The organism is Pseudomonadales bacterium (assembly GCA_041395945.1).
Lineage (GTDB): Bacteria > Pseudomonadota > Gammaproteobacteria > Pseudomonadales > Azotimanducaceae > SZUA-309.
Genome location: JAWKZN010000001.1, coordinates 744,628 through 770,507, shown reverse-complemented (window position 1 = coordinate 770,507; position 25,880 = coordinate 744,628). Strand labels below are relative to the sequence as shown.

The 25,880-nt window shown below is 62.3% G+C and carries 21 protein-coding genes and 1 pseudogene; 2 read left to right on the top strand and 20 right to left on the bottom strand.

Annotated features, from left to right (window positions below; genetic code table 11):
• Positions 1-23 precede the first annotated feature (23 nt).
• Both R3E82_03650 and recA read right to left on the bottom strand, forming a co-directional pair.
• Complete coding sequence (locus tag R3E82_03650; protein ID MEZ5549963.1) at positions 24-536, bottom strand: regulatory protein RecX; 513 nt, start codon at positions 534-536, stop codon at positions 24-26.
• 101 nt (positions 537-637) lie between these two features.
• Positions 638-1,747 (bottom strand): recombinase RecA, encoded by a 1,110-nt coding sequence (recA, locus tag R3E82_03645; GenBank protein ID MEZ5549962.1) that lies wholly within the window; start codon positions 1,745-1,747, stop codon positions 638-640.
• 240 nt (positions 1,748-1,987) lie between these two features.
• On the opposite strand from recA, the gene mutS reads away from it, so the two are divergent.
• Entirely contained in the window at positions 1,988-4,570 is a 2,583-nt protein-coding gene (gene mutS / locus R3E82_03640; GenBank protein ID MEZ5549961.1) for a DNA mismatch repair protein MutS, read from the top strand.
• Positions 4,571-4,641: 71 nt separating this feature from the next.
• Complete coding sequence (locus R3E82_03635) at positions 4,642-4,965, top strand: ferredoxin family protein (GenBank protein ID MEZ5549960.1); 324 nt, start codon at positions 4,642-4,644, stop codon at positions 4,963-4,965.
• Between the two features lie 68 nt (positions 4,966-5,033).
• Here R3E82_03635 and rpoS read toward each other — a convergent pair whose 3' ends face one another.
• From rpoS to bamA, 18 genes and pseudogenes are all read right to left on the bottom strand, one after another.
• Positions 5,034-5,978, bottom strand: a complete 945-nt coding sequence (rpoS, locus tag R3E82_03630) for an RNA polymerase sigma factor RpoS (GenBank protein MEZ5549959.1) — start codon at positions 5,976-5,978, stop codon at positions 5,034-5,036.
• Between the two features lie 83 nt (positions 5,979-6,061).
• A complete protein-coding gene (locus R3E82_03625; GenBank protein ID MEZ5549958.1) occupies positions 6,062-6,712 on the bottom strand; it encodes a peptidoglycan DD-metalloendopeptidase family protein in 651 nt (216 codons plus the stop codon).
• An 8-nt stretch (positions 6,713-6,720) separates the two neighbouring features.
• A complete protein-coding gene (locus R3E82_03620; protein ID MEZ5549957.1) occupies positions 6,721-7,659 on the bottom strand; it encodes a DUF368 domain-containing protein in 939 nt (312 codons plus the stop codon).
• Positions 7,660-7,695: 36 nt separating this feature from the next.
• Positions 7,696-8,352 (bottom strand): protein-L-isoaspartate(D-aspartate) O-methyltransferase, encoded by a 657-nt coding sequence (locus R3E82_03615; protein MEZ5549956.1) that lies wholly within the window; start codon positions 8,350-8,352, stop codon positions 7,696-7,698.
• 26 nt (positions 8,353-8,378) lie between these two features.
• Positions 8,379-9,323, bottom strand: coding sequence for a tRNA pseudouridine(13) synthase TruD (locus tag R3E82_03610; protein ID MEZ5549955.1), 945 nt, complete (start codon positions 9,321-9,323; stop codon positions 8,379-8,381).
• Between the two features lie 4 nt (positions 9,324-9,327).
• A complete protein-coding gene (locus R3E82_03605; GenBank protein ID MEZ5549954.1) occupies positions 9,328-9,609 on the bottom strand; it encodes a septum formation initiator family protein in 282 nt (93 codons plus the stop codon).
• Positions 9,606-10,910 carry a phosphopyruvate hydratase gene (gene eno, locus R3E82_03600; GenBank protein MEZ5549953.1) on the bottom strand — a complete coding sequence of 435 codons (1,305 nt, stop codon included), beginning with the start codon at positions 10,908-10,910 and terminating at the stop codon, positions 9,606-9,608. The genes R3E82_03605 and eno overlap by 4 nt, the downstream gene beginning before the upstream one ends.
• Before the next feature lie 60 nt (positions 10,911-10,970).
• The gene (gene kdsA, locus R3E82_03595; protein ID MEZ5549952.1) at positions 10,971-11,840 is read right to left on the bottom strand and encodes a 3-deoxy-8-phosphooctulonate synthase; all 870 of its coding nucleotides are present in this window, start codon (positions 11,838-11,840) and stop codon (positions 10,971-10,973) included.
• Positions 11,841-11,904: 64 nt separating this feature from the next.
• Positions 11,905-13,521 (bottom strand): annotated as a pseudogene (locus R3E82_03590) (CTP synthase).
• 136 nt (positions 13,522-13,657) lie between these two features.
• Positions 13,658-15,166: a tRNA lysidine(34) synthetase TilS gene (gene tilS / locus R3E82_03585; protein ID MEZ5549951.1), complete on the bottom strand. Its 1,509-nt coding sequence runs from the start codon at positions 15,164-15,166 to the stop codon at positions 13,658-13,660.
• Position 15,167: 1 nt separating this feature from the next.
• Entirely contained in the window at positions 15,168-18,656 is a 3,489-nt protein-coding gene (gene dnaE / locus R3E82_03580) for a DNA polymerase III subunit alpha (GenBank protein MEZ5549950.1), read from the bottom strand.
• A complete protein-coding gene (gene rnhB / locus R3E82_03575; GenBank protein MEZ5549949.1) occupies positions 18,653-19,303 on the bottom strand; it encodes a ribonuclease HII in 651 nt (216 codons plus the stop codon). The genes dnaE and rnhB overlap by 4 nt, the downstream gene beginning before the upstream one ends.
• Positions 19,300-20,466, bottom strand: coding sequence for a lipid-A-disaccharide synthase (gene lpxB / locus R3E82_03570; GenBank protein ID MEZ5549948.1), 1,167 nt, complete (start codon positions 20,464-20,466; stop codon positions 19,300-19,302). The genes rnhB and lpxB overlap by 4 nt, the downstream gene beginning before the upstream one ends.
• Positions 20,463-21,281: an acyl-ACP--UDP-N-acetylglucosamine O-acyltransferase gene (lpxA, locus tag R3E82_03565; GenBank protein ID MEZ5549947.1), complete on the bottom strand. Its 819-nt coding sequence runs from the start codon at positions 21,279-21,281 to the stop codon at positions 20,463-20,465. The genes lpxB and lpxA overlap by 4 nt, the downstream gene beginning before the upstream one ends.
• A 34-nt stretch (positions 21,282-21,315) precedes the next feature.
• A complete protein-coding gene (gene fabZ, locus R3E82_03560) occupies positions 21,316-21,753 on the bottom strand; it encodes a 3-hydroxyacyl-ACP dehydratase FabZ (protein ID MEZ5549946.1) in 438 nt (145 codons plus the stop codon).
• 87 nt (positions 21,754-21,840) lie between these two features.
• Entirely contained in the window at positions 21,841-22,878 is a 1,038-nt protein-coding gene (gene lpxD / locus R3E82_03555; GenBank protein ID MEZ5549945.1) for a UDP-3-O-(3-hydroxymyristoyl)glucosamine N-acyltransferase, read from the bottom strand.
• A 14-nt stretch (positions 22,879-22,892) separates the two neighbouring features.
• Positions 22,893-23,414 (bottom strand): OmpH family outer membrane protein, encoded by a 522-nt coding sequence (locus tag R3E82_03550; GenBank protein ID MEZ5549944.1) that lies wholly within the window; start codon positions 23,412-23,414, stop codon positions 22,893-22,895.
• Positions 23,415-23,510: 96 nt separating this feature from the next.
• Complete coding sequence (gene bamA / locus R3E82_03545) at positions 23,511-25,877, bottom strand: outer membrane protein assembly factor BamA (GenBank protein ID MEZ5549943.1); 2,367 nt, start codon at positions 25,875-25,877, stop codon at positions 23,511-23,513.
• Between the last annotated feature and the right edge of the window lie 3 nt (positions 25,878-25,880).

The following is a 25,880-nucleotide window of genomic DNA, read 5'->3' as shown; positions in this document are numbered from 1 at the left end:
CATTAGCTAAGTCAATGAATCGATCAGTCCAGAACCCGATAGATGAGGTCTGACGGAAAACCGCGCTGAGCAAGGAATCGCGCCTGAGTGTTCCACGCCTCCCGGGTTTCGGGCGGCACATGAAACTTCCTGGCCAGTACCCGGCGGGCGATGTCCATCCAGAACTCAGCAGATTCGGTGAGGGTGTCTTCCAGATCCGATTCCGCGATACCCCGGCTGCCGAGTTCCTGCCGGATACGGACCGGCCCATAGCCCCGCTCACGCCGGCTGCGCACATAGGTCTCGATGAAACGGCTGTCTGATTGCAGGTCGTGTTCGCCGACATAGGCCAGCACCCGGTCGATCAGGGTGCGATCGATACCTTTACGCCTGAGTTTCTGGGCGAGTTCCGCCCGGCTGTGCTCCCGCCGGGCGAGGTAGCGCACGGCGCTGTCGAGGGCCGTGCGATAGGCGGCTTCTGTTTGTTTATGATTTTCCAGTTCCGGATCTTCCAGTCCCGGATTTTCCTGTGCTGAACTCAGAGAGGTGTCCGCCACTGTTTATTCCGTACCTGCTTATTCCGTACCCGCTTATTCCGCACCTGCTTATTCCGCACCCGCTTATTCCGCACCCGCTTTCCCGCACTCAGCCAGTACTGTTAGAGGGCGTCCTGGGCCGGTTCCGGCACCACCACGTCCTCACCACGGGTGACGGTAGGCAGCAGCTGCTCACGAATGGTCTGCTCGATCTCCGCACAGATCTCCGGGTTCTGGGCGAGGAAATCGGCGGCGTTCTTACGGCCCTGGCCGATACGGTCCGACTTGTAGGAATACCAGGCGCCGGATTTCTCGACGATGCCCTGTGCGGCACCCAGATCGAGGATCTCACCCATGCGATTGATACCCTGGCCGTAGAGAATCTGGAACTCGGTCTGCCGGAAGGGCGGCGCGACTTTGTTTTTCACCACCTTTACCCGGGTCTCATTGCCGATCACCTCATCACCCTCCTTCACCGCGCCGATCCGGCGGATGTCCAGACGGACCGAAGAGTAGAACTTCAGCGCATTACCCCCGGTGGTGGTCTCGGGAGAGCCGAACATCACACCGATCTTCATACGGATCTGGTTGATGAACACCACCAGAGTATTGGACTGCTTGATGTTGCCTGTCATTTTGCGCAGCGCCTGACTCATCAGGCGGGCCTGCAGGCCGACATGGGAATCGCCCATCTCACCTTCGATTTCGGCTCGCGGTGTCAGAGCGGCAACTGAATCGACCACCACCACCTCGACGGCGCCTGAACGCACCAGCATGTCGCAGATTTCCAGGGCCTGCTCACCGGTATCCGGCTGGGAGACCAGCAGATTGTCCGTATCCACACCCAGCTTCTGGGCATAGTCGGGATCCAGCGCGTGCTCCGCGTCGATGAAGGCGCAGGTGCCACCTGCCTTCTGCGCTTCGGCGATTACCTGGAGTGTCAGCGTCGTCTTGCCCGAGGATTCCGGTCCATAGATCTCCACCACGCGACCCCGGGGCAGACCGCCGATGCCCAGCGCGATGTCCAGACCCAGAGAACCGGTGGACACAGAGGGAATGGCGACCTGTTCCCGATCGCCGAGGCGCATCATCGAGCCCTTGCCGAACTGTCGCTCGATCTGGGCCAGAGCCGCAGTCAGGGCGCGGTCCCGGTTCTGCTCGCGATTGGGATCCCGGAAGGCGTCTTTGCTTGCTTTCGATGGACCGCTGGATTTTGACGACGATACGCTCATGAACCTGTCTCCAATTAATTCTCTCTCTTTTGCTCTCTTTAGCTGCCGTGTAGCTGCCGTGTAGCTGCCGTGGCTGCTTTCACACCCGGAAAAGCTGTTCCCGAGCCAACTGCCAGGTACTGTATATTTAATCAGTAGTCGGTTCAAGGGGGCTTTGCGCCGGCAGTGGCCGTCGAGCCCATCGCGCACACGGCCCGGGGTTGATGTCCGCCACGCCAGACTGCAACATCCCGGGCTTCCATGAGCACCGCAAACCCCGATCTGACCAGCCACACACCCATGATGCAGCAGTATCTGGGAATCAAGGCGCGCCATCCTGATGAACTGGTGTTTTACCGGATGGGCGATTTCTATGAACTCTTCTTTGGCGACGCCGAGAGGGCCGCCGAACTGCTCGATATCACCCTCACCGCCCGGGGCCAGTCCGGCGGAGCCCCCATCCCCATGTGCGGCGTGCCTTACCACGCCGCGGACGGCTATCTGGCCCGGCTCATGAAACAGGGGGTCTCGGTTGCCGTGTGCGAGCAGATCGGTGATCCGGCGACCAGCAAAGGCCCTGTGGAGCGCCAGGTGGTGCGCATCGTCACACCGGGTACCCTTACTGACGATGCGCTCCAGTCCGGCGCCCGGGACAGCCTGCTCATGGGCATCCAGCCGGATCCCGACCCGGGTACCGGGGCCGCCGTCGCGATCCTGAACCTGTCCAGTGCCGAACTGCAGGTCAGCCACCTGCCGGATCACCAGTCCCTGGAGGCGGAACTCGCGCGTCTGCAGCCCAGCGAAGTGCTCGTTCCCCGCCGCAGCCGGCACCCCGTCCTGGCGAACACCGTGCACTGCCGCCTGCTCGACGATCTGGCCTTCGATCGCACCCTGGGCATGCGCCAGCTGACCAGACACTTCGGCACCCGGGATCTCAGCGGCTTCGGCATCGACACCCGATCGCCCCTGATCGGTGTCGCAGCCGCCGTGCTCGAATACGCCAAGCAGACCCAGTGTCAGCCGCTGGAATACATCGACCATCTCACGGTGCTGACAACGGCGGATGCAGTGGCCCTGGACGCCCACTCCCGGCGCAATCTCGAAATCGACCGGCGCCTCGACGGCAGTGAAGAGCACACCCTCTACGCCCTGCTCAACACCACCCGCACACCCATGGGCGGCCGCCTGCTGCGCCGCTGGCTCAATGCGCCCAGTCGCGATCGCCCACAGATCCAGGCCCGTCAGGATGCGGTCGGCGCGCTGCTCGGCGCGGATACCCTCACCCGGCTGCGCACCGGCATCCGGGAAGTCGGTGATCTGGAGCGGATCGTCTCCCGGCTCGCCCTGGGTAGCGTCAGCCCGCGTGATCTGTCCCGGCTGCGCAGTGCCCTGGCCGGCTTTCCCGCTCTCTGCCAGGCCCTGCCCACCTCGCCCAGACTCGCCGAACTCACCGCTGATCTGCCGGATTTCACAGCCGAGCTTGAGCTGCTGCGCAGCGCACTCATGGAGAACCCGGCCGCCCTGATCCGAGACGGCGGCGTCATCGCCGCCGGCTATGATGCCGGGCTGGATGAACTGCGCGGCCTGACGGAAAACGCCGCCGAGTGGCTCGCTGCACTGGAGCGGGACGAACGCCAGCGGACGGGAATCGCAACCCTCAAGGTGGGTTACAACCGGGTACACGGCTACTACATCGAAACCAGCCGCAGTGCGTCCACCGCGGTTCCTGCCGAGTACGTGCGCCGGCAGACACTGAAGAACGCAGAGCGCTACATCACGCCCGAGTTGAAAACCTTCGAAGAAAAAGCGCTGAGCGCTTCGAATCGCGCACTGAAGCTCGAGCGCTCACTCTACGACGCGCTGGTCGGCTCCCTGCAGAAGTCCGGCCGGGCACTGCGCGCGGCCGCTGCTGCGGCTGCCGAGATCGACGTGCTCTGCACCTTCGCCGAACGGGCCCAGACTCTGAATTTCAGTCCGCCGGAACTGGTCGAGACACCGGGCATCAGAATCGATGCCGGCTGGCACCCGGTGGTGAAGGCGAGCAGTGAGAACCCCTTCATCGCCAACGATCTGCAGCTGAGTGACGAGCGCCGCACCCTGCTCATCACCGGTCCGAACATGGGGGGCAAGTCGACGTACATGCGTCAGTCGGCGCTGATCGTTCTGCTGGCCCATACCGGCAGTTTCGTCCCGGCACGCGGCGCACGCATCGGGCCCATCGACCGGATTTTCACCCGCATCGGCGCCTCAGACGATCTCAGCGGCGGGCGCTCGACCTTCATGGTGGAGATGACCGAAACCGCCAACATCCTGCACCACGCCACTGCGCAAAGCCTGGTGCTGCTGGACGAGATCGGTCGCGGCACCAGCACCTACGACGGTCTCGCCCTCGCCTGGGCAACCCTCAACCATCTGGCAACACGGCTGCGCTCCTTCACCCTGTTTGCGACCCACTATTTCGAACTTACCCAGCTGGCAGACGAACTGCCCGCAGCCTGCAACGTGCACCTGGCGGCGACCGAGCACCAGGGCCGGATCGTCTTTCTGCACAGCGTGGAAGACGGACCGGCGAGTCAGAGCTATGGCATCCAGGTGGCTCGACTGGCCGGCGTGCCCGATGCGGTACTGCAAGAAGCGCGCTCCCGGCTCCAGGCGCTCGAGCAGGCCCAGGCAGACAGAAATCCCCGGCAGCCGGATCTCTTTGTCGGCATTCCACCAGGCATTTCAGACGTCCCGCACCCCGCGCTTTCACGACTCGCCGATCTGAACCCGGATGAGTTGAGTCCGAAGGCTGCGCTGGAGGCGCTGTACCGGCTGCGCGCGGCCCTGGACGGGTCGATTTGACCCGCTCCGGGCCTCGACTCTCCAGGCAAACCCGTTAGAATACGCGGCTGCCGCGTTCATCCGGAGAAGTTATGACGTTCGTCGTCGGCGACAACTGCATCAAGTGCAAGCACACCGATTGTGTCGAGGTGTGCCCCGTGGACTGTTTCTACGAGGGCCCCAACATGCTGGTCATCCACCCCGACGAGTGCATCGACTGCGCATTGTGCGAGCCCGAATGCCCCGTCGATGCCATCTTCTCCGAAGATGAACTGCCGGCAGATCAGGAGGAGTTTCTGAAACTGAATCTGGAGCTCGCCGAAATCTGGCCGAATATCACCGAGAAGAAAGATCCCCTGCCCGAAGCCGAAGACTGGAAGGGCAAAACCGACAAGATCAAATACCTGGAGCGCTGAGCGGGGAACTGTTCCCGCCCCGGGGCAGCCGGTAATCTGCGGCGCCGGACGGACGGGCAGGCTTCAGATCAGCCGAACACGCCCGCCGCATCCAGTCCCTGGAGCTCCAGTCCGCGACGCAGCTTCTTCAGCGCCTCGACCTGAATCTGCCGCACCCGTTCCCGGGTGAGTCCCACCGCCTTGCCCACTTCTTCCAGTGTGGCCATATCGTGACCACGCAGGCCGAAGCGACGCGCCAGTACTTCCCGCTGCTTTTCCGGAAGATCGTCGATGAGTGAATCGAGCTGCGCCATGAGGCCGGATTCCTGAACTTCGATGGCCGGGTCGAGAATGCCTTCATCCGGTACCATTTCCAGCATGGAGCGATCTCCCTGGGTCCGGTAGGCATCCAGGGAGTCGACGCGCTCTTCGAGGCTGAGCATGCGCCGCACTTCCTCCACGGGTTTATCGAGCAGAGCGGCGACATCTTCCACCGTGGGTTCGTGATCGAGTTTCTGAGTGAGTTCGCGCACACCGCGCAGATAGACGTTGAGCTGTTTGACCACATGAATCGGCAGGCGGATGGTGCGGGTCTGATTCATGATGCCGCGCTCGATGGACTGACGGATCCACCAGGTGGCATAGGTCGAGAAGCGGAAGCCCCGCTCGGGGTCAAATTTCTCCACCGCGTGAATCAGGCCGAGATTGCCTTCTTCGATGAGATCGAGGAGCGACAGCCCGCGGTGCAGATAGCGGCGTGCGATCTTCACCACCAGGCGCAGATTGCTTTCGATCATGCGGCGCCTGCCGGCCGCGTCCCCGCTTCTGGCCAGGCGCCCGAAGTGCTTCTCTTCGTCCGCTGAGAGCAGCGGCGCACGGCCGATTTCCCGCAGATACAGGGTGGTTGCATCGGCTGAGTCGTCGGCGCTGCGTTCGTGCAGCGGCTCGATGGCATCCATGACCTCCACATCCTGCTCGACATCGTCGAGCGGGCCGTCATCAAGCGTATCTTCGGCCAGTTCCATGGCAGACATCGGGCGTCCCTCGTGGTGGGTTCTGCGTCCTGCGGAACCCGGTTGAACACGGCGGAGACACCAGTACAGCGCATCGCTCTACACTAACGGGGCCCCAGCAGGGATCGCGGATCGACGGCTTTACCATCTGTGCGAATCTCGAAACGCAGGGTCCCGCCTGCTTCCGCTCTGCTCACTGTGTCGGCCAGAAGCGCCCCAGCTTTAACCCGGGCACCTTCCCGCACCCTGGGATTCTGTCGCGAGCTGTAGGCGCTCAGGTAGGCATCGTCGTGCTTCAGGATCACCAGAAAAGGATAACCATCGAGTCCCGCCCCCGAATAGACAACTTCGCCCGCGGCACAGGCCCGGACGGCATCCCCCCGGGCGAGCCGGAAATCGATGGCCGGATTGCGGCGGCTGAATTCTTCGCTGATCGCCGCCGTTGTCGGCCAGCGCCAGGCAATGTCAGAGGGGATTGTTCTGACCCGCCGGGCATCATGAACAGCGATCACATGCTCGGTGAGCCGCAGTTTCTGCTCGGGATATATGGTGTACGGCGGCCTGATACCGTTCGCCAGTGCCAGCAGGCGATGATCGAGCCGGTAGCGCCAGGCAATCTCATAGAGCGTGTCGCCCTTCTCCACCACGTAATACTCGGGCACCGGACCGCTGCTGCGGGGAACGGGCGGATTCGAGGTCGCGCAGCCCAGGCAGACCATCACGAGCAGTACGGCTGCGATTCCGGTTCTGGACATCGAGTGATTCAAGCTGCGGGATCCGTGCGGGTGAGCCGTGACATCGCCGCGATCACCAGTGCACCGGCCAGCATCGCGATGCAGACGGCGGTCACCAGCGCATCCCCGGTCTGGCCCGCCTCGTACATCCGCGGCGATACCGGTTCGCCTGCCACCTGCCAGGGCCACAGTTGCACCGCGGCACCCGCCATGAACCCTGTCAGCAGGGCAACGATGCTCTCACGGTAGCGGCCGAGCAGCCAGGACAACAGATTTGCAAACAGCAGCAGGCCGCTCGCACAGCCGACACCGAACACCAGCAGCACCGACCAGTTGAGTGTGGTGACCGCCGCCAGCACCGATTCATACAGACCGAGTACCAGCAGCAGGAAGCTGCCCGATACCGCAGGCAGCAGCCAGGCGGATACCGCCAGCGCGCCACCAAAGAAAAACATCCATAGCGCAGGCTCCGCCGGCAGCGGTTCCAGAAACGCTATCAGGAGACCGAGGAGCAGACCGATGGGAGCGAAACGCAGCAGCGCACGCTGCGCCAGATGTCGACCGATTTCGTAAACCGAGTAGAGAATCAGCCCGAAGAAGAATCCCCAGACCAGCGGCCGCACGGTTTCGATCAGAAGGCTCAGCAGATGGGCGAGCAGCGCGACACTCGACAGCATGCCGATGCCCAGACACAGCAGAAAGGTCAGATTGTGCTGCTGCCAGTAGGGGGCGATCCAGCCCAGCGGTCCGCGCCGCCGCAACAGGCCGACGGACGGCAGGCGCAGACCCGCGAGGGTGCCCACCAGTTCGTCAAATATACCGCTGATGAAGGCAATCGTGCCGCCGGAAACACCCGGCACCAGTTCGGCAACGCCCATGGCAAAACCGCGCAGATAGACGCCCAGCCAGCCGCCGCGGGTACGGGTCCCGCGCTGCTTTTCCGGCCTGTCAGCCTGCTGCGGTTTCATGGAACTCCTCCTCGGAGCGCTTTCATGCAGGCACGCTCAGCGCACACCTTTGACCAGCGGCACGAAGCGCACCTGATCGATGGTCTGCATGACCAGACCATCGGGGGTGCGGTCGTATACCTTGAGCTCCTGCACCTCCTGACCGCCGACCGGAACCACGAGTCGACCGCCGACCTCCAGCTGCTCGAGCAGGGTGGCGGGAACCTCCGGTGGTGCTGCAGTGACGAGAATCGCGTCGAACGGAGCTTCCCCCGGCCAGCCTTCGTAGCCGTCACCGTGTTTGAAGCGGATCGTTCTGTGTCGCATCGCCAGCAGACGCTCCCGGGCACGCTCGCTGAATCCTTCGAGACGCTCGATCGTATAAATGCGCTGCACCACATCGCCGAGACTGGCGAGTACGGCGGTCTGGTAACCGCTGCCGGTACCCACTTCCAGCACACGAAGACCCGGGCGGGGTTCCTTATGGGGTGCATCCAGCAGGGTCTGGGTCATCAGCGCAACCACGAAGGGGCGCGACAGGGTCTGACCCTGACCGATGGGCAGCGAGGAGTCTTCATACGCGCGATGCGCAAGCGCTTCATCGAGAAAGATGTGACGGGGCACTGCACCCATGGCCTGCAGCACCCGTTCGTCGCTGATGCCCTGCTTGCGCAATCGCGCAACCAGCCGGTCCCGGGTGCGTTGCGACGTCATGCCGATGCCGACCAGATCGAAACGGCTCACGTCTGCAGTTCCAGCAGTTCGCTCAACAACGTGGTCGCGTAGCCACCGGCCGGAAGACCGAAAGACAGTCGCAGTTCGTCGTCTGCAAGCACCTCCCAGCGCAATCGATCCGGCATCAGCACCAGACTGCGGCGTCCCTGCACCACACCGGAAAATTCCAGTCCCTCGCAGATCGCCCGATGCGCATCGAGTACCGAGTTCTCGATCGCGACAGCCTCCCGGGTACTGCCGGAGCGACCGCGCCCCCACAGGGGCCCGGTCGGATAACCTGCCGCCATCACATCGCCGGGGATTGCTTTGTCCCAGTTGCCGGCCCGCACCCGCGCAGCCAGCACTTCGTTGAACAGCAGACTGCGCAGTACGGACAGATACAGGCCCTGCTGAAAGCGCGACACCCGGCGCCTGCGCCGCACGCCGAGCCAGCGAACCGCGTCTTCGATGTTGCTGCGGCCGAAACGCTGGGCACCGAAATAATTGGGCACACCGGTGCGGGTCACGGCCTCGAGCCCTGCCAGCAATGCCGCCATCTTCCCGACCGCCCGCACGCGAATGTCGAACCGATTGCCGAGCAGATCCCCTCTGCGCAGCTTGCGCTGATGCCGATGCATCTGCAGAACCTGGAATTCAGCGCCATCGGCCGTGCAGACAGGGGATGCGCAATAGTCGGCGACGGGCAGGCTCAACCACTGGCGGGTGCGTGCACGTTTATCCTTCATGCCCGCGTAACCGATTCCGGTATCTGCAATGCCATGGGTTGCAGCCAGGTGCGCTACCAGATCCGTGGTGGTGAGATTCACTTTCTCGACATGTACGAGCAGGTGCTCGCCTTCTCCAGTGGGTGTGAAGGAGGGGATTTCGAATACCTGAAAATCGTCCGGCTCACTGCGGATTCTGCCGGTAGCGGGTTCACCATCCCAGGCACGCGGCCAGTCGGGAATCATGCCGTCAGCGCCGGTCACTGACCAGGTAGAAGGTTTCTCCCTCTTTGATCATGCCCAGATCGGTACGGGCCCGGGCTTCGACCGCCCCCAGCCCGTTTTTCAATCCCATGACTTCCGCTGCCAGGATCCTGTTGCGCTCTTCGAGCTGGGCCGACCGCTGCTGCTGGCGCAGTACCTCGGCTTCCAGCTCCCGGGCAGCGAAGTGCCCCACGTCGCTGAACCAGGCTTTGTACTGCAGCCACAGTGTGCTGAGCACCAGCAGGCCGATTCCGATCTTCGCCATCATCCCGGTTCCAGGCCGTCACGGCGGAATTCGGCCCTGCCGCGGTAGGGGGCTTCCGCACCGAGGGTCTCTTCGATACGCAGCAGCTGGTTGTACTTGGCGACCCGGTCGGATCGGCACAGAGAGCCGGTCTTGATCTGCCCTGCGCCCGTTCCCACCGCGAGATCGGCGATGGTGGTGTCTTCCGTCTCGCCCGAGCGATGGGAGATCACCGCCGTGTAATTCGCATTCTGGGCCATCTGGATGGCGTCGAGGGTTTCGGACAGGGTGCCGATCTGGTTGAGTTTGATGAGGATCGAATTGGCCACCCGGCGCTGTATGCCATCGGCGAGGATGTCGGTATTGGTCACGAACAGGTCATCGCCGACCAGCTGTACGGAATCTCCAAGACGCCCGGTGAGCGTGCGCCAGCCGTCCCAGTCATCCTCATCCATGCCATCTTCGATGGAGAGGATCGGATAACGTCCAGCCAGGTCAGCCAGATAATCGACGAACTCCGTGCTGGAGTAATCCACCCCTTCACCCCGCAGCCGGTAGCGGCCGTCGTCGTAGAACTCCGAAGCGGCGCAATCCAGCGCCAGGGTCACATCCCGACCGAGCTTGTAACCTGCCCGCTCAACGGCTTCCGCGATCACTTCGAGGGCGGCCGCGTTGGAGGCCAGATTCGGCGCGAAGCCGCCTTCGTCGCCCACCGCGGTGGTCAGCCCGCGCTCACTGAGCACGGCGCGCAGGTGGTGAAAAATCTCCGCTCCGCAGCGCAGCGCATCCGCAAAGGAGCGCGCTGCCACGGGCTGAATCATGAACTCCTGAATATCGACATTGTTATCCGCGTGTTCGCCGCCGTTGATGATGTTCATCATCGGCACGGGCATGCTCATGTCCACACCGCCGATCAGCTGATTGATATGCCGGAACAGCGGCTGACCGCTGGCCGTCGCGGCTGCCTTGGCTGCGGCAAGGGACACGGCCAGCATGGCGTTTGCACCCAGGCCGGACTTGTTCGATGTGCCATCCAGTTCGATGAGTCGCGCGTCGAGGCCGCGCTGATCGGCAGGATCGAAGCCGACCAGAACGGGGGTGATCCGTTCGCGCACATTGGTCACAGCACGGCGCACACCCTTGCCCAGATAGCGGGACTTATCGCCATCGCGAAGTTCGAGGGCTTCCCGTGAGCCGGTGGAGGCACCCGAGGGTACACAGGCGCGGCCGATGGCACCGCATTCGGTTATGACGTCCGCTTCGACGGTTGGATTGCCTCGGGAATCGAGAACTTCCCGGGCCTGTACTTCTGCAATCTTACTCATCCGGCCGACTGGCCTCCTGTTAAACAAACACCTTCAAGAAACATCTCCGGGCAATCGGCTTCAACTGCGCACGGACAGGAACTCGTCTTCCAGATAAGGCCGCGCCTTGGTCACCTGATCCAGTGCCAGCAGCTGCTCGAGCAGTTCACCCATCCGCCCCAGCGGCCAGGAATTCGGTCCATCCGACAGGGCGTTGGCGGGATCCGGATGGGTCTCCATGAACAGACCCGCCACCCCTGCGGCAATCGCCGCACGCGCGAGCACCGGCACCATCTCCCGCTGGCCGCCGGATACGGTACCCTGCCCGCCGGGCATCTGCACCGAATGGGTGGCGTCGAAGACCACCGGACACCCGGTCTGGCGCATGATGGCCAGACCGCGCATGTCCGAGACCAGATTGTTGTAGCCGAAACTGACCCCGCGCTCACACACCATGATCCGGGTATTGCCGGTGGCCTGAGCTTTCGCCACGACGTTTGCCATATCCGCGGGTGCCAGAAACTGACCCTTTTTGATGTTGACCGGCAGGCCGCTGGCACAGACTCTCTGAATGAAATTGGTCTGCCGGCACAGGAAGGCCGGAGTCTGCAGCACGGAGACGACCGCCGCGACCTCGTCGAGCGGCGTATCTTCATGCACATCCGTGAGTACCGGTACACCGATCTGCTCGCGCACTTTCTCCAGCACCCGCAGCCCTTCTTCGAGACCGGGGCCCCTGAAGCTTTCATGGGAAGAGCGATTGGCCTTGTCGAAGGAGCTCTTATAAATGAGCGGAATGCCGAGCGCCGCACAGAGTTCTTTCAGGCGACCGGCGGTATCGAGCGCCATCCCTTCGGACTCGATCACACAGGTTCCCGCAATCAGGAAAAACGGCAGGCTGTTGCCCGCCTGGAAGTGGCACAGCTGCATCGTGTCAGCGGATCGGGCCATCTTCTGCTTCCAGTTGCACCAGCGGCTCAGCCGCCGTCTGCTGCGCGCCGTTGCGGGCATTGTGCTGGTGCGTATTGGCAGCTTCGATGAAGCCTGTGAACAGCGGATGACCTTCCCGTGGCGAGGAGGTGAATTCCGGGTGGAACTGACAGGCCAGGAACCAGGGATGGTCCGGCAGTTCGATGATTTCCACCAGTTCACCGTCTTCGGAGCGACCCGCAATGCTCATGCCGTTCTCTTCGAACTGTGCCACGTAGTTGTTGTTGACTTCGTAACGGTGCCGGTGCCGCTCGGCCACCACAGAACCGCCATAAAGCCGCTGCGCCAGGCTGCCCTGATTGAGCACACACTTCTGCTCGCCCAGCCGCATGGTTCCTCCCATGTCCTCCGCGCCCGTGCGCAGTTCGGTACGGCCTTCGCGATCGGTCCATTCCGTGATCAGGCCAATGACCGGATGCTCGGTCTCCCGGGTAATCTCGGTGGAGTGAGCGCCTTCGAGACCCACCACATTGCGGGAAAAATCGATGATGGCCGCATGCAGCCCGTAGCAGATGCCCAGGTAGGGAATCTTCCGCTCGCGCGCATACTGCGCTGCGAGGATCTTGCCTTCGAAACCGCGCTCGCCGAAACCGCCCGGCACCAGAATCGCATGCACCCGATCCAGGACGTCTGTCCCTTTGCGGGTGAGTTCCTCCGCATCGATGTAGTCCACCACCACCCGGGTGCGGGTCTGGATGCCCGCGTGCGTCACGGCTTCGATCAGCGATTTGTAGGCATCCAGCAGTTCCAGGTATTTACCGACGATGGCGATCCGGGTCTCACGCTCGGGATGCAGCTGCGCATCGACAATTCGCCCCCAGTCCGAGAGATCGGCAGGCGGGCAGTCGAGGCCCAGCTTCTGTACCGCGATCTCATCCATGCCCTGCTCCTGCAGCGCCTGGGGTGCCTGATAAATGGTGGGCAGATCACGGAAGGTGATCACCGCCCGTTCTTCGACGTTGGTAAACAGAGCGATCTTGCTGCTGGCAGACTTGGGCAGGGGTTTTTCAGAACGGCATACCAGTATGTCCGGCTGCAGGCCGATGGAGCGCAGTTCCTTGACCGAGTGCTGGGTGGGCTTGGTCTTGATCTCTCCCGCCGACGGGACGTAAGGCACCAGTACCAGGTGAATGATCACCACATTGCTGATCCCGACATCGAGCCGCAGCTGGCGGATGGCTTCGAGGAAAGGCTGGGATTCGATGTCACCTACGGTGCCGCCGACTTCCACGATCAGGACATCAAAGCCTTCGCCCGCGATGCGGATGCGACGCTTGATCTCGTCCGTGATGTGGGGGATCACCTGAATGGTTGCACCGAGATAGTCACCACGCCGTTCGCGACGGATGACCGCTTCGTAAACACTGCCGGTGGTGAAGTTGTTGCCCTTCGCCATCCGCACATGGGTGAAACGTTCGTAGTTGCCCAGGTCCAGATCCGTCTCGGCACCATCCGCTGTGACAAACACTTCACCGTGCTGGAAGGGGCTCATGGTGCCGGGATCCACATTGATGTAGGGATCCATCTTGAGCACGTTGACTTTGAGTTTGCGCGCCTCGAGCACGGCGGCAAGAGAGGAGGTGATGACACCCTTCCCCAGAGAAGAAACCACACCACCCGTGACGAAAATATATCGAGTCATTTAATCCATCTTGCCCAGTGACGCATGCATGAGAGGGAAGGAGTCTGGCATGCGCAAGATGGGAGGGCACGATAGCAAAAGGGGCTGCCAAGCTCAACGCGAACCCCGCCGCTGCGGGACTTTTCAGCCGGATGGCCTAATCGACCCGGGAATGTCCGCTCAGCGGCTGCCACAGGCAGCGCAGCCGCGATGTGTCGCAGCGCTGCGACGCGGCTTCCGGGACCGAAGTCGCGGCTTCCGGGACCGAAGTCGCGGCTTCCGGGACCGGCGTCGCGGCTCCCGGGACCGGTGTCACGGAGACGGGATCACGCACCGCAATGCCGGGGATCGCGAGCAGTCCGAGAGCGTCCATCAGCAGCGGATAGGCGGGTCGCTCCCAGGGGGGTACACCGGCTGCACGGAGCAACTCGGATACGGATCGGCTGCGTCCCCGCACCTTCAGTTTCGGCACCCGGGGGCCTTCACCCAGGGTACTGAGAAATCGTACCTGCACAGTCTCATCATGCGGGGTTATCGCAGCTTCCGTGTGCCCGGCTGTCGGGACCGCCGCTCGATCCAGCAGCAGTGTGCCATGGGGCAGCAGCAGCCGACCGGGAATCTGCAGGGTATAGGCGTCTGCCAGCCGCGGCGGGGCGTCCACCAGGTACAGCGCATCGCGATAGCGGCGCAGACTGCCGTCGTCCTGCCGTAGTTCGGGCTGTCGATCTTCGGGGGCTTTGAGCTGCCGGACAAAGTCTGCGAGTGCCGCATCACTGAACCCCCCGGATCGTTCGAGCCGGATCAGCCAGGCTCTGAGGATGAGCTGCTGCGCCGCGGCGCCGTGTCCATCGAGCACATTCAGCGGCAACGGGTACCGGTCCAGCTCCAGCAGATCGTCAAGCAGATCCGCTGCGGCGGCCAGCTGGGTGTGGACCCGGTTAAGCCGTCGGTCGAGATGGGGAAACCGGGCTTCGAGCCGGGGCAGCACTTCGTGGCGCAGGAAATTCCGGTCCAGCAGCCGATCCTCGTTGGAAGGATCCTCTACCCAGGTCAGGCGATGTTCCTTCGCATAGCTGTCGAGCAGCTCAGGCGGGGTGTCCAGAAACGGCCGCAGGATGTAGCCACCGGCGAAGCTTCTGCTGAGCGGTATGCCGTAGAGACCGCGCCCCTGAAACAGATGCAGCAGCCGGGATTCGAGCTGATCACCACCATGATGGGCGAGCAGCAGGCAGTCGTGGGGCTGCATCTGCTCCGCCATCGCAGCGTAGCGTGCGCGACGTGCCCGGGCTTCGAGGTTCGAACCCGCCGCCACCGGCACTCTCGTGCCAACCAGCTCGACGCCGAGTACCCGGCAGACCTCCGCACAGCACTCCTGCCAGTGATCGCTGTGCGGATGCAGTCCGTGATTCACATGAAGGGCGTAAACCTGACCCGGCCACTGTGTCGACGCCAGGTGCAGCAGCACGGTCGAGTCCCGACCGCCGCTGAAGCCGATGAGGATACGGCCCGGCATGGTACCCGAAGGCTTGCCCGAGACCTGCGGGTCGGCAACCTCAGGGCGCAGGCGTCCCGGGCTGTCGTCCACCAGTGCCCGAACCGCGTTGTGCAGCGCGGCGGCCAGCTGGCCGGTTACCCCGCCGCCCGTCCGGGCACCCTGCCCCGCCATATCAGGCGGACCGATAGTTGAGCGACACGCGCTCGCTGCCGAATTCGTTACGCAACGATTTCAGCAGTTCATCCGAGGGATTTACCCGCCAGTCGGGGCCGAGCTGAATACGACCGCGGGCGGCATTGCCCGCCTCGCCGAGTGCGCTGCAGACCACGGCCACCGAGCAGCCGCTTGCCGCATGCCGGTAGGGTTCGAGACTGGTCCGCAGGCGCTCCACCAGATCCCCGTTCACCCCGGAGGCGGCCAGATCGATCTCCAGACCGAGGGAAAAGCGCCGGCGCGCCTCTTCGATGGTGTAAACGTTCTCTGTCTTGAGTTTGAAGGAATGGGTGAAGTCGTCTTCCTGCACTTCGCCTTCCAGCACCAGCACGGCATCCTTGCGGATCTTCTGGGCGTTGGCCTCGAACACATCGGCGAAAATCGATGCCTCGATCCGGCCGCTGCGATCGTCGACAACGGCAAAGCCCATGGAGCCTCCCCGCCGGCTGCGCATGGTGCGGAAGGAGACGACCAGACCAGCGATGAGCTGACTGCGACCGGCTTTCAGCCGGGAGATGGAGCAGTTGCAGAAGTGGCGGATCTCATCCAGATACTCTTCGATGGGATGGCCGGTGAGATAGAGACCCAGCGACTCCCGCTCCCCCTCCAGCCGTTCGCGCTTCTCCAGCGGCCGCACGATACGGGCGCGCACGGCTTGCCCATCCGCCACACCGCCAAACAGATCCACCATACCTGCCGCTGAATTCTGCGAGACCTGTTCCGCACTCTGCAGTGCATCACCCAGTTCCGCCATCAGCCTGGCCCGGACTCCGTCGATGGATTCCGCTTCCTGCCGGAAATCATCCATCGCGCCCGACCGGATCAGCGCCTCCAGCGTGCGCCGATTGGCTTTGCGGGAATCCACCCTCAGGCAGAAATCCGCCAGATCCCTGAAATCCCCATCCCGCTGCCGGCTCTCGACAAGTGCCTGCACGGGGCCTGCACCCACACCGCGCACCGCACCCAGGCCGTAGATCACGCGATTGTCTGCACCGGTAAAGCGGAACTCGCTGCGGTTGACATTTGGGGGGTCGAGCTGCAGACCCATGCGCCTCACCTCATCAACCAGGGTCACCACCTTGTCCGTGTGCTGCATGTCTGCAGACAGAGTGGCCGCCATGAACTGGGCCGGATAGTGACGCTTCAGCCAGGCTGTCTGGAAGGAAACGATCGCGTAAGTTGCGCTGTGGGACTTGTTGAAGGCGTATCCGGAAAACTTCTCCATGTCGTCGAAAATCGAATCGCACACCGACTGCTCGACTCCGGCCGCAAGCCCGCCTTCGATGAACTGCTGGCGCACCTTGGCCATTTCTTCGGGTTTCTTTTTCCCCATGGCCCGCCGCAGCAGATCCGCCTGGCCGAGCGTGAAGCCGGCGAGATCCTGGGCAATGCGCATCACCTGCTCCTGGTAGAGCATTACCCCGTAGGTACCCGTGAGCGCGGCTTTCGTCGAAGGATGGGGCAGTGCCACCGGCGCACGGCCGTGCTTGCGATCGATGTAATCGTCCACGGCGCCCGACTGCAGCGGACCGGGTCGGAACAGGGCGACCAGCGCGATGATGTCATTGATGCTGTCCGGCTGCAGGCGTTTGATGAGATCCCGCATGCCCCGGGATTCAAGCTGGAAGATGCCGGTGGTTTCACCGCTCTTCAGCAGCTCGAAAGTGCCCGGGTCATCGAGCGGTATACGCTCGATATCCAGCCGTGCAGCCTCCGGGCCGGCCGCTGCGTTGACCGCACGCACGGCCCAGTCGATCACCGTCAGCGTCTTCAGTCCGAGGAAGTCGAACTTCACCAGGCCGGCGCTTTCCACGTCGTCCTTATCGAACTGCGAAACCAGACTGCCTTCGAGATCTTCTGTGTACAGCGGTACGAAGTTGGTCAGCTCGGAGGGTGCGATGACCACACCACCGGCATGCCGCCCGACACCGCGCACCACCCCTTCGAGCACATAGGCCATGTCCATGATCTCGGCGACCTCCTCGCTCTCGGCGATGAAGTCGCGAAGTTCCCTGGTCTGCTCCACCGCCTTGGCCAGGGTCATACCGACTTCGAAGGGGATCAGTTTCGAGAGTTTGTCTGCCAGGCCGTAAGGTTTTCCCTGTACCCGGGCCACATCCCGCACCACCGCCTTTGCGGCCATGGTCCCGAAGGTGATGATCTGGCTCACCGCATCCTGTCCATAGCGCTCGGAGACATGGGCGATCACCCGATCCCGGCCTTCCATGCAGAAGTCGATATCGAAGTCGGGCATGGACACCCGCTCTGGATTGAGAAAGCGTTCGAACAGCAGGTCGTAACGCAGGGGGTCGAGATTGGTGATGCCCAGGGCATATGCCACCAGACTGCCTGCACCGGAGCCCCGCCCGGGTCCCACGGGGATTTCGTTGTTTTTCGCCCAGGCGATGAACTCCATCACGATGAGGAAATAGCCGGGGAAACCCATCTGATTGATCACACCGAGTTCGTATTCGAGGCGCTGTGTATAAGCGGATTCCTCTATGGTCAGCTCTCCCCAGGCCGCGAGCCGTTCGAGACGGTCCCGCAGACCGTCCCGCGCACAGCGTGCGAGGTACTGTTCGAGCGTTTCGCCCTCGGGTACGGGATAGTTCGGCAGAAAATAGGTTCCGAGTTCGACCCGCACATTGCAGCGCCTGGCGATCTCCACGGTGTTGGCGAGTGCCGCGGGCAGATCCTGGAACAGCACGGCCATCTCTGCCGGCGTCTTCAGATACTGCTGATCACTGTAGCGCCGCTCCCGGCGCGGATCGTCCAGTGTCCGGCTGTCGTGAATACACACCCGGGTTTCGTGAGCCTCGAAGGCGTCGGCATCGAAGAAACAGACCGCATTGGTAGCCACCACCGGCAGCCCGAGTTCGATGGCGAGGCTGACCGCAGCGGCGACATGAGCCTCCTCACCTGCGCGCCCGGTACGCACCAGTTCCAGGTAGAACCGATCACCGAACACCGACGTCCACTCAGTGGCCAGACGCCGCGCACGCTCAAGATCACCCCGGACAAGTGCGCGGCCGACCTCACCATCCCGGGCACCACAGAGCACGATCAGCCCGTCGCCACCGGCGAACAGATGCCGGCGTTGCAGCACGCCGTGTGTATCGGTGTCCACATAGGCGGCGGACACCAGCTTCAGCAGGTTGGCGTAGCCGACCTGACTCATCGCCAGCACGGTCACCCGACAGCGTTCAGCGTTTGTCTCCGCCTCATCCTCGGGGCGATAGAACAGATCCGCACCGAGCAGGGGTTTCAGACCGTTGCTGATGCAGGACTGGTAAAACTTGATGAGACCGAACAGATTGCCGCGATCCGTCAGCGCCAGTGCACCCATGCCCCGCTCCCGCGCCTTCGCGGTCAGGTCCCTGATCTTGATGATGCTGTCCGCGATGGAGTATTCGCTGTGGACCCGCAGATGAACGAAGGGCGTACTCACGATGCAGACACCCGGCTGCAGGTAACACCATCCACCGACGCCGCTGCCGCGCGCCGAACCGGTGCAAACGACCTCCGATGCACAGGCGTTGGTCCGAGATGCTCAAGCGCCCGCAGATGCGCGGGGGTCGGATAGCCCTTGTGTCGTGCCAGCCCATACCCGGGATAGATGCGGTCAAGTTCGGTCATTTCCCTGTCCCGCGCCACCTTGGCGACAATGGACGCGGCGCTGATCTCCGGGATCAGATCATCACCGCCGACAATGGCACGCGCGGGCACGATCAACTCAGGCAGCCGGTTGCCATCCACCAGCACGTACTCGGGTGGAATCGTCAGTGCCGCGACGGCGCGCTGCATGGCCAGCAGGGTCGCATTGAGAATATTGAGCCGATCGATCTCGGCCACCTCCGCACGACCCAGCGCCCAGGCCAGAGCGTTGTGCCTGATCTCCACGTCGAGTCGCTCCCTGCGGGCGGCTGTGAGCCGTTTCGAATCCCGCAGGCCTGGGGGGAGCCGGCGCGGGTCCAGGATCACTGCGGCGGCAACCACGGGCCCTGCCAGCGGACCCCGCCCGACTTCATCGACACCCGCCGTGCGCTTCTGTGCCCTGATCAGGTTGAGGGAATCGGTGGAAACCAGGGCTTTCATTTCTCTCCGGTGGTCATCGATCGGCCGTCAAGCCAGTCCAGCACCGCCGCAGCGGCGCTGTCGTCCGCATTCCGGCGCAGCTGCAGATGCAGGTCATGAAACTCGGCCAAATATCCGGGATCCGCCGACGCTTTGTCCAGCGCTCTGGCCAGCTCGTCCGCCAGCGCAGTTCCGGTAGCCTCGTGCTGCAGCAGTTCTGCAACCAGCCTGCGACCCGCCAGGATGTTGGGCAGAGCCACGTATGGCGTCCGCAGCAGGCGGCGGACGAGCTGGTAAGTCCATTCACCGAGGCGGTAGCTCACCACCATGGGGCGGTGCAGGAGCATGGCTTCCAGGGTACTGGTGCCGGATTTCACCAGCGCAGCGTCGCAGGCGGTGAGCGCAAGCCGTCCGTTACCCCGGTAGACGATTACCGGCAGATCGGCGCGTGCTTTCAGTTGCTCGCGCAACCACACCTCGATGCTCTCCCGCAGCGCGGGGATCACGAATACCGCCTGCGGATAACGCACCCTGAACTGCTCACAGGCGTCCAGAAAGGGTTCCGTCATCAGTTTTACTTCAGACATGCGGCTGCCCGGGAGCACGGCGATACAGGGCCTGGCGCCCTGCACTTCCAGCACCTGCTGCGCCGCCTGCCGGGCTGCCGCTGCGGAAGCTTCCGGTGTGATCTCATCCGCCAGCGGGTGTCCGACGAATACGGCGCGCACCCGGGAATGGTCATAGAAGGCGGGTTCGAAAGGATACAGAGTCAGCAGCAGATCGGTGGAGCGGGCGATGGCACGCACCCGACCCCGGCGCCAGGCGTAGACCGAGGGACTGACATAGTGAACGGTGGGTACGCCGCGGCGTTTCAGCAGCCGCTCGATCAGGAAATTGAAGACGTTGAAATCCACACCGATGAAGGCAGTCGGCTGCTGCTGTGTGAAGGTGCGATACAGCAGGCGCAGCAGGCGGACCAGATCAGGCAGGCGACGTACCGGTTCGACAAAGCCATTCACTGCAAGCCGGTCCATGTGTGCCAGGGATTCCAGCCCTTCGGCAAGCATCAGCGGACCACCGATGCCGACAAAGCGTACCCCGGGCTGACGCTGCCGCAGGACGCGCATCAGGCCGGCACCGAGTCGGTCTCCGGATGCTTCACCGGCGACGATGCCGAAGATCATTCCTCGCTGTCTTGGGGGTCGCCCTGCGGACCCTCGGACCGCCGTGGGCGCACAATGCCCCAGCGGGAATCCCGGATGGATGCCAGAAACAGCTCAACCTCGGGCACCCGGGCTGCCACCGGCTCGAGTTCTGCTATCGCCTCTTTTACCGTACGGGCCTGGCGGTAGACTACCCGGTGTGCCCGCTTCAGTTCAGCGACCACCTCTTTCGCATAGCCGCGTCGCTTCATGCCTTCGATGTTCAGCCCGATCGCCGATGCCGGATTTCCCATCACGGTCATATAGGCGGGCACGTCTTTGAGCACCAGGCTCATGCCCGCAATGTGGGTGTGTGCGCCGACATTCCTGAACTGGGGTACACCGGCATAACCGCCGAAGTTGGCGTAATCGCCGACCCGGCAGTGACCGGAGACTGCCGCGTTATTGGCCATGATCACATGATCGCCGAGCACGCAGTCGTGACCGATATGTACATAGGCCATGAACAGGCAGTTACTGCCGATAACGGTTTCGCCGGCGCCCTGCACCATGCCGCGATGCACGGTGACGCCTTCCCGGAAAGTGTTGTTATCACCGATCCGCAACAGCGTTTGTTCGCCACCGTAAGCCAGAGCGGGCGTGTCTTCGCCAATACTCGAAAACTGGAAGATCCGATTGCCCCGCCCCATCCGGGTCGGTCCTTTCAACACCACATGGGAAGCGATGTGGCAGTCATCACCGATCTCGACACCAGGCCCGATCCAGCTCCAGGGACCGACGTGCACGTTGCTACCCAGCTTTGCAGAGGGGTCGATGATGGCACGGGGATCGATCATGGTCGGATAGCAGGTGGCGGGCCGAACGCCTCCACTATAGCTTGCGTTCCATGCAGATGATGATGGACTCGCAGGCAAGTTCATCATCCACGAAGGCCTGGCAATCGAACTTCATCACACCACGCTTATCCGCCAGAATCCGGCTTTCCATCATCAGCCGATCTCCCGGCAGTACGGGCTTCTTGAAACGGGTTTTATCCGTCCCCGCCAGGTAATAGGTATAACCCTGGGCAGGACGCCGATTCTTGGTTTCAAAGGCGAGCACCCCGGAAAGCTGCGCCATGGCCTCGACAATCAGCACGCCGGGCATGAGCGGATGTCCGGGAAAGTGCCCGGAGAAAAACTCCTCGTTGATGGTCACATTCTTGAACCCGCGGATAAAGTTACCCGGGTCGAGTTCGAGCACCCGGTCTACCAGCAGAAACGGGTAGCGGTGCGGGAGGTACTCAAACAGTTCGTTGATGTCTTTCATGTTCGAAAACGAGTAGTTGCTGTAATTGTTGATTGCGTGCTTCGCCGCTGCTTTCGCCGCACTCCGGTCCGTTCGCTGGCGACTGTATCAGTCTTCCGATCGGCCCCTTTCGAGTGCTGCCACCCGCTTGAACAGTTCATCGAGGCGGAGGAAACGCAACGCGCTGCGTTTCCAGGCGCGTGTCGGACTATGTAACACCCCGCCTGAGTAAATACCAGGCTTCGTGATGGACGAGGACACATGGGTCATGCCGCTGACGACAACGGAATCGCAGATCTCGATGGGTCCATCACCGCCGACTCCGACGCCACCGGCGAGCACCACGTGCCGCCCGATCCGGGCACTCCCCACAATGCCTACACAACCGCAGATGACACTGTGTTCCCCGACCTGCACGTTGTGACCGATCTGCACCTGATTGTCTATTTTCACACCGTCACCAATCACAGTGTCATCCAGCGTACCGCGGTCTATGGTGGTGCCTGCACCAATGCTCACATCCGAACCGATCCGCAGGCCACCGAGCTGGGCGATCGTCTCGAGCCGGCCGCGCTCATCCGGTGTGAAACCGAATCCATCCGCACCAAGCACTGCTGCACTGTGCACGATACTGCCGGTGCCGATCCTGACCCTGCTGTAGAGGACAACGCCCGGCATCAGCACCACGTTGTCGGCGACCTCGCAGTCAGATCCGATCACGGTATTCGCATGGATGCGCGCGCCCGCACCGATCCGGGTGCGGGCACCGATGACCACACCGGGACCCACCGAGGCGGTGGGATCCACACTGGCATCGGCGGCAAGCACCGCGCTGGCATGGACCGCGGAATTCAGTTCCGGGGTCTGGGCAAACAGCTGTGAGACCCTGGCAAAAGCCAGATAAGGATTTCCGCAAATCAGCGCATCTCCTGCCCAGCCGCCGGCATCATCCGGGCGCAGGATCACCGCGCCTGCTGACGTTGCCGCTAACAGGCGCCGATAGCTGCTGCTGGAGAGATGGGAAATCTCATGCGGTCCCGCAGACTCCAGGCTGCCGAGACCGGTGATCTGCCGCGCACCGTTGCCACGGACTTCCGCCCCCAGCCTGCGCCCGAGTTCGGCAAGAGTGAAGGCAGGCTTGTCCAATGAGGGGCCTCCGATCAGCGCTTCTCGTTGAGCTTCTCGGTGACCTTGCGGGTGATGTCATGCCGGGAGTTCACATAACGCAGGCTGCCCCGCTCCATGATCATGTCGTACTGTTCGACTTCGATCAGATCTTTCAGCACCGCATCGATCTTCGGCACCATCTGCTGCAACAGCTCCTGGCGGCGATCGTTCACCTCTTTCTGCAGCTTGTTGACCCGGAACTGATAATCGATCTGCTTGTCTTCGATGTCCTTCGAAATCTTGCGCTGCTCGGCCGGGCTCATGACCTCGCCATCCTTCTGCAGCTTCTCCTGGGCGGCGACGATCTCATCACCCAGTGTTCGCACCTGCTGCTCTTCGGCCTGCAGCTCTGACTGGGCCTGTTTCAGCAGCGCCTGGGCTTCTTCGCTTTCCAGCAGTGCGCGCTGGGTATCCAGTACCGCAATCTTGATCTCCGCCAGTGCACTGCCGGCAATCAGCGTCAGCAGGGTGGTCACTGCCGCATAACGGGCCATTCCGGTTAACTTCTTAATCACTCGAGTCTCCTTAAACACAATTGGCGCCGTTCTGGCGACGGCTTTTAAAGCGCGGCGGTTGCCGCAATCCGAATTTCATGGGGCGCGCATTCTATCTCAGAATGTCCGTCCCAGTTCAAACTGAAAAGATTCTTCCCGGTCGACGTCCTTGGTATTGAAGGTCCAGGCGTAGCTGAACGACATCGGGCCCAGGCCGGCGAGCCAGGTGATGCCCGTGCCCACCGAATAACGGAATTCTCCGGGTTCGACACCAAAACAGTTCACACTGAAGTCGAAACATTCGGTCTGGAAGACGTTACCCACATCGAAGAAGATCACCGGTCGGAACTGTCGGCCGTCTTCGACGAAAGGCATCGGGAAAATCAGCTCGGCTCCCCCTTCGATCAGCACGTTGCCGCCATAAGGATCACCATCCGGCCTGAAGAAACCGGGCGGTATCGGATTGCCGTTTGAATCGACTGTCGGTGGCGTGGTCCGCGGGCCGAGCGTGCTGTTCTTGAACCCTCTGACCGATCCGAACCCGCCTGCGTAATAGTGCTCATAAAAGGGTACGAGGCCGGTATCCAGATAGCCGTCGCCGTAACCCAGTTCACCTCGCAGTCTGAGCGTCCAGTTCTGGGTAATCGGGAAGTAAATCTGCCCGTCGTAGGTGATCTTGTAGAAAGTCAGGTCACTGCCAGGAATGGCTATCTCCCCGCCGATCGACTGGGACTGTCCCCGGGTGGGGAATACGCCCCGGTTGAGGGTCGACGAGCGCCAGGACAGATTCAGTTTATAGTTGAGTGCCGTGTCACCGTTTTCTGTCAGGTAGGCCGAGATCTCCTGAGCTGGAAATGCGCCTTCGGTGATACTCGTGTATTCGACCATGGCACCGAAATTCACCCGCTGGGTTTCTCCGAGCGGGAAACCATAGGAGACCCCGGCGCCGATGGAATCCGTGGAGAAACTGGCAATATTGCGCTGATCGTAGTCGAGCTGGCGGAGAAACAGATTGTAGCCACGGCTGATGCCATCCAGGGTGTAGTAGGGATTGAAGTAGCTGAAGTTCACCGCGCGCTGGAAGTCCGAATAGGACACACCGATATTGAGGCTGTTGCCTGTGCCCAGTACGTTGTTTTCCTGGTAGTTGGCCCCGAGAATCAGGCCCTGGCCCTGAGCGTAGCCCAGGGTGGCGGAAATGCTGCCCGAGGGCTGCTCTTCCACCGAGAACTGCACATCGATCTGATCATCGGTACCCGGCACCTCCGGGGTTTCGACATTCACGCCCTTGAAATAGCCGAGACGCTCGAGCCGCACCTTCGACAGTTCGATCTGTGCGGTAGAAGCCCAGCCTCCCTCCTGCTGCCGCATTTCCCGTCTGAGCACCTCATCCTGGGTTACCTTGTGCCCGGTGAAGGTTACCCGTCTCACGTAGGCCCGCTTGCCGGCATCCACGAAGAACTCGATGTCCACGGTGCCGTCGTCCCTGACCCGGGGCACACCATTGGACGACGCGAAGGTATAACCCGCATTTCCCAGCGCAGCGGTCATACGCTCCTCGGTTGCAGTCACCCTTGCCTGGGAAAACACCTGACCTTTCGACACGATCAGCAGGCGCTCCAGGTCTGCCTTCTTCACATCATTGAGCTCACCGATGATGTTCACGTCCGCAACCGTGAATTTTTCACCTTCATCGATATTTATGGTGATGTAAACCTGATCCCGTTTCGGCGTCACGCTGACCTGGGTGGAGAGCACTTCGAACTCCACGTAGCCGCGATCCTTGTAATACGCCTCGAGCTTCTCCAGGTCGCCGGAAAATTTCTCCCGGGAATACTTGTCATCGTTCTTATAAAACGACAGCAGGCTCGGGTGCTGCAGCTCGAGCTGATCGAGCAGTTCCTGCTCGGAAAAGACACTGGCGCCGACAATGTTGATGTGGCGGATACCCGAGGTCTTGCCTTCTACGATATTGATCTTCACCGCCACCCGGTTTCTGGGCAGCTCCTCTACCTCGGTGTTGATGGCTGCGCCGTAACGGCCCTGAGCCACATACTGCCGCTCCAGCTCCAGGCTGACCCGCTCCAGGGTCGCCTGCTTGAATATCTCGCCTTCCTGCAGCCCCTGCTGAGCGAGACCTTCGAGAAGGGCTTCTGTTTTGATTGCCTTGTTGCCATCGATCTCAATACTCTCGATGGCCGGCCGCTCCACCAGGGTGACGACCAGCACCCCACCATCCCGCGCCATGCGGATGTCGTTGAAATAGCCTGATGCGAACAGCAGACGGATGAGATTGCGGATCGCCACCTGCTCAATGGTGTCGCCGACTTCGATGGGCAGCAGGTTGAACACGGTGCCCGCCGACACCCGCTGCAGACCCTGCAGGCGGATGTCTTCGACAACGAAGGGCGCAGTTGCCGCATGGGCGGTGAACTGCAGCCAGAGCAGCACACAGACGAGAACACAGCGCAGAAATCTGGGCATCGG

What these genes read in the sequence shown, in the direction of transcription:
- recA (MEZ5549962.1), bottom strand. Translation starts at nt 1,747, where the DNA reads ATGAGCGTATCGTCGTCAAAATCCAGCGGTCCATCGAAAGCAAGCAAA.
- mutS (MEZ5549961.1), top strand. Translation starts at nt 1,988, where the DNA reads ATGAGCACCGCAAACCCCGATCTGACCAGCCACACACCCATGATGCAG.
- R3E82_03635 (MEZ5549960.1), top strand. Translation starts at nt 4,642, where the DNA reads ATGACGTTCGTCGTCGGCGACAACTGCATCAAGTGCAAGCACACCGAT.
- rpoS (MEZ5549959.1), bottom strand. Translation starts at nt 5,978, where the DNA reads ATGTCTGCCATGGAACTGGCCGAAGATACGCTTGATGACGGCCCGCTC.
- R3E82_03625 (MEZ5549958.1), bottom strand. Translation starts at nt 6,712, where the DNA reads ATGTCCAGAACCGGAATCGCAGCCGTACTGCTCGTGATGGTCTGCCTG.
- R3E82_03620 (MEZ5549957.1), bottom strand. Translation starts at nt 7,659, where the DNA reads ATGAAACCGCAGCAGGCTGACAGGCCGGAAAAGCAGCGCGGGACCCGT.
- R3E82_03615 (MEZ5549956.1), bottom strand. Translation starts at nt 8,352, where the DNA reads ATGACGTCGCAACGCACCCGGGACCGGCTGGTTGCGCGATTGCGCAAG.
- R3E82_03610 (MEZ5549955.1), bottom strand. Translation starts at nt 9,323, where the DNA reads ATGATTCCCGACTGGCCGCGTGCCTGGGATGGTGAACCCGCTACCGGC.
- R3E82_03605 (MEZ5549954.1), bottom strand. Translation starts at nt 9,609, where the DNA reads ATGATGGCGAAGATCGGAATCGGCCTGCTGGTGCTCAGCACACTGTGG.
- eno (MEZ5549953.1), bottom strand. Translation starts at nt 10,910, where the DNA reads ATGAGTAAGATTGCAGAAGTACAGGCCCGGGAAGTTCTCGATTCCCGA.
- kdsA (MEZ5549952.1), bottom strand. Translation starts at nt 11,840, where the DNA reads ATGGCCCGATCCGCTGACACGATGCAGCTGTGCCACTTCCAGGCGGGC.
- tilS (MEZ5549951.1), bottom strand. Translation starts at nt 15,166, where the DNA reads ATGGCGGGGCAGGGTGCCCGGACGGGCGGCGGGGTAACCGGCCAGCTG.
- rnhB (MEZ5549949.1), bottom strand. Translation starts at nt 19,303, where the DNA reads ATGAAAGCCCTGGTTTCCACCGATTCCCTCAACCTGATCAGGGCACAG.
- lpxB (MEZ5549948.1), bottom strand. Translation starts at nt 20,466, where the DNA reads ATGATCTTCGGCATCGTCGCCGGTGAAGCATCCGGAGACCGACTCGGT.
- lpxA (MEZ5549947.1), bottom strand. Translation starts at nt 21,281, where the DNA reads ATGATCGATCCCCGTGCCATCATCGACCCCTCTGCAAAGCTGGGTAGC.
- fabZ (MEZ5549946.1), bottom strand. Translation starts at nt 21,753, where the DNA reads ATGAAAGACATCAACGAACTGTTTGAGTACCTCCCGCACCGCTACCCG.
- bamA (MEZ5549943.1), bottom strand. Translation starts at nt 25,877, where the DNA reads ATGCCCAGATTTCTGCGCTGTGTTCTCGTCTGTGTGCTGCTCTGGCTG.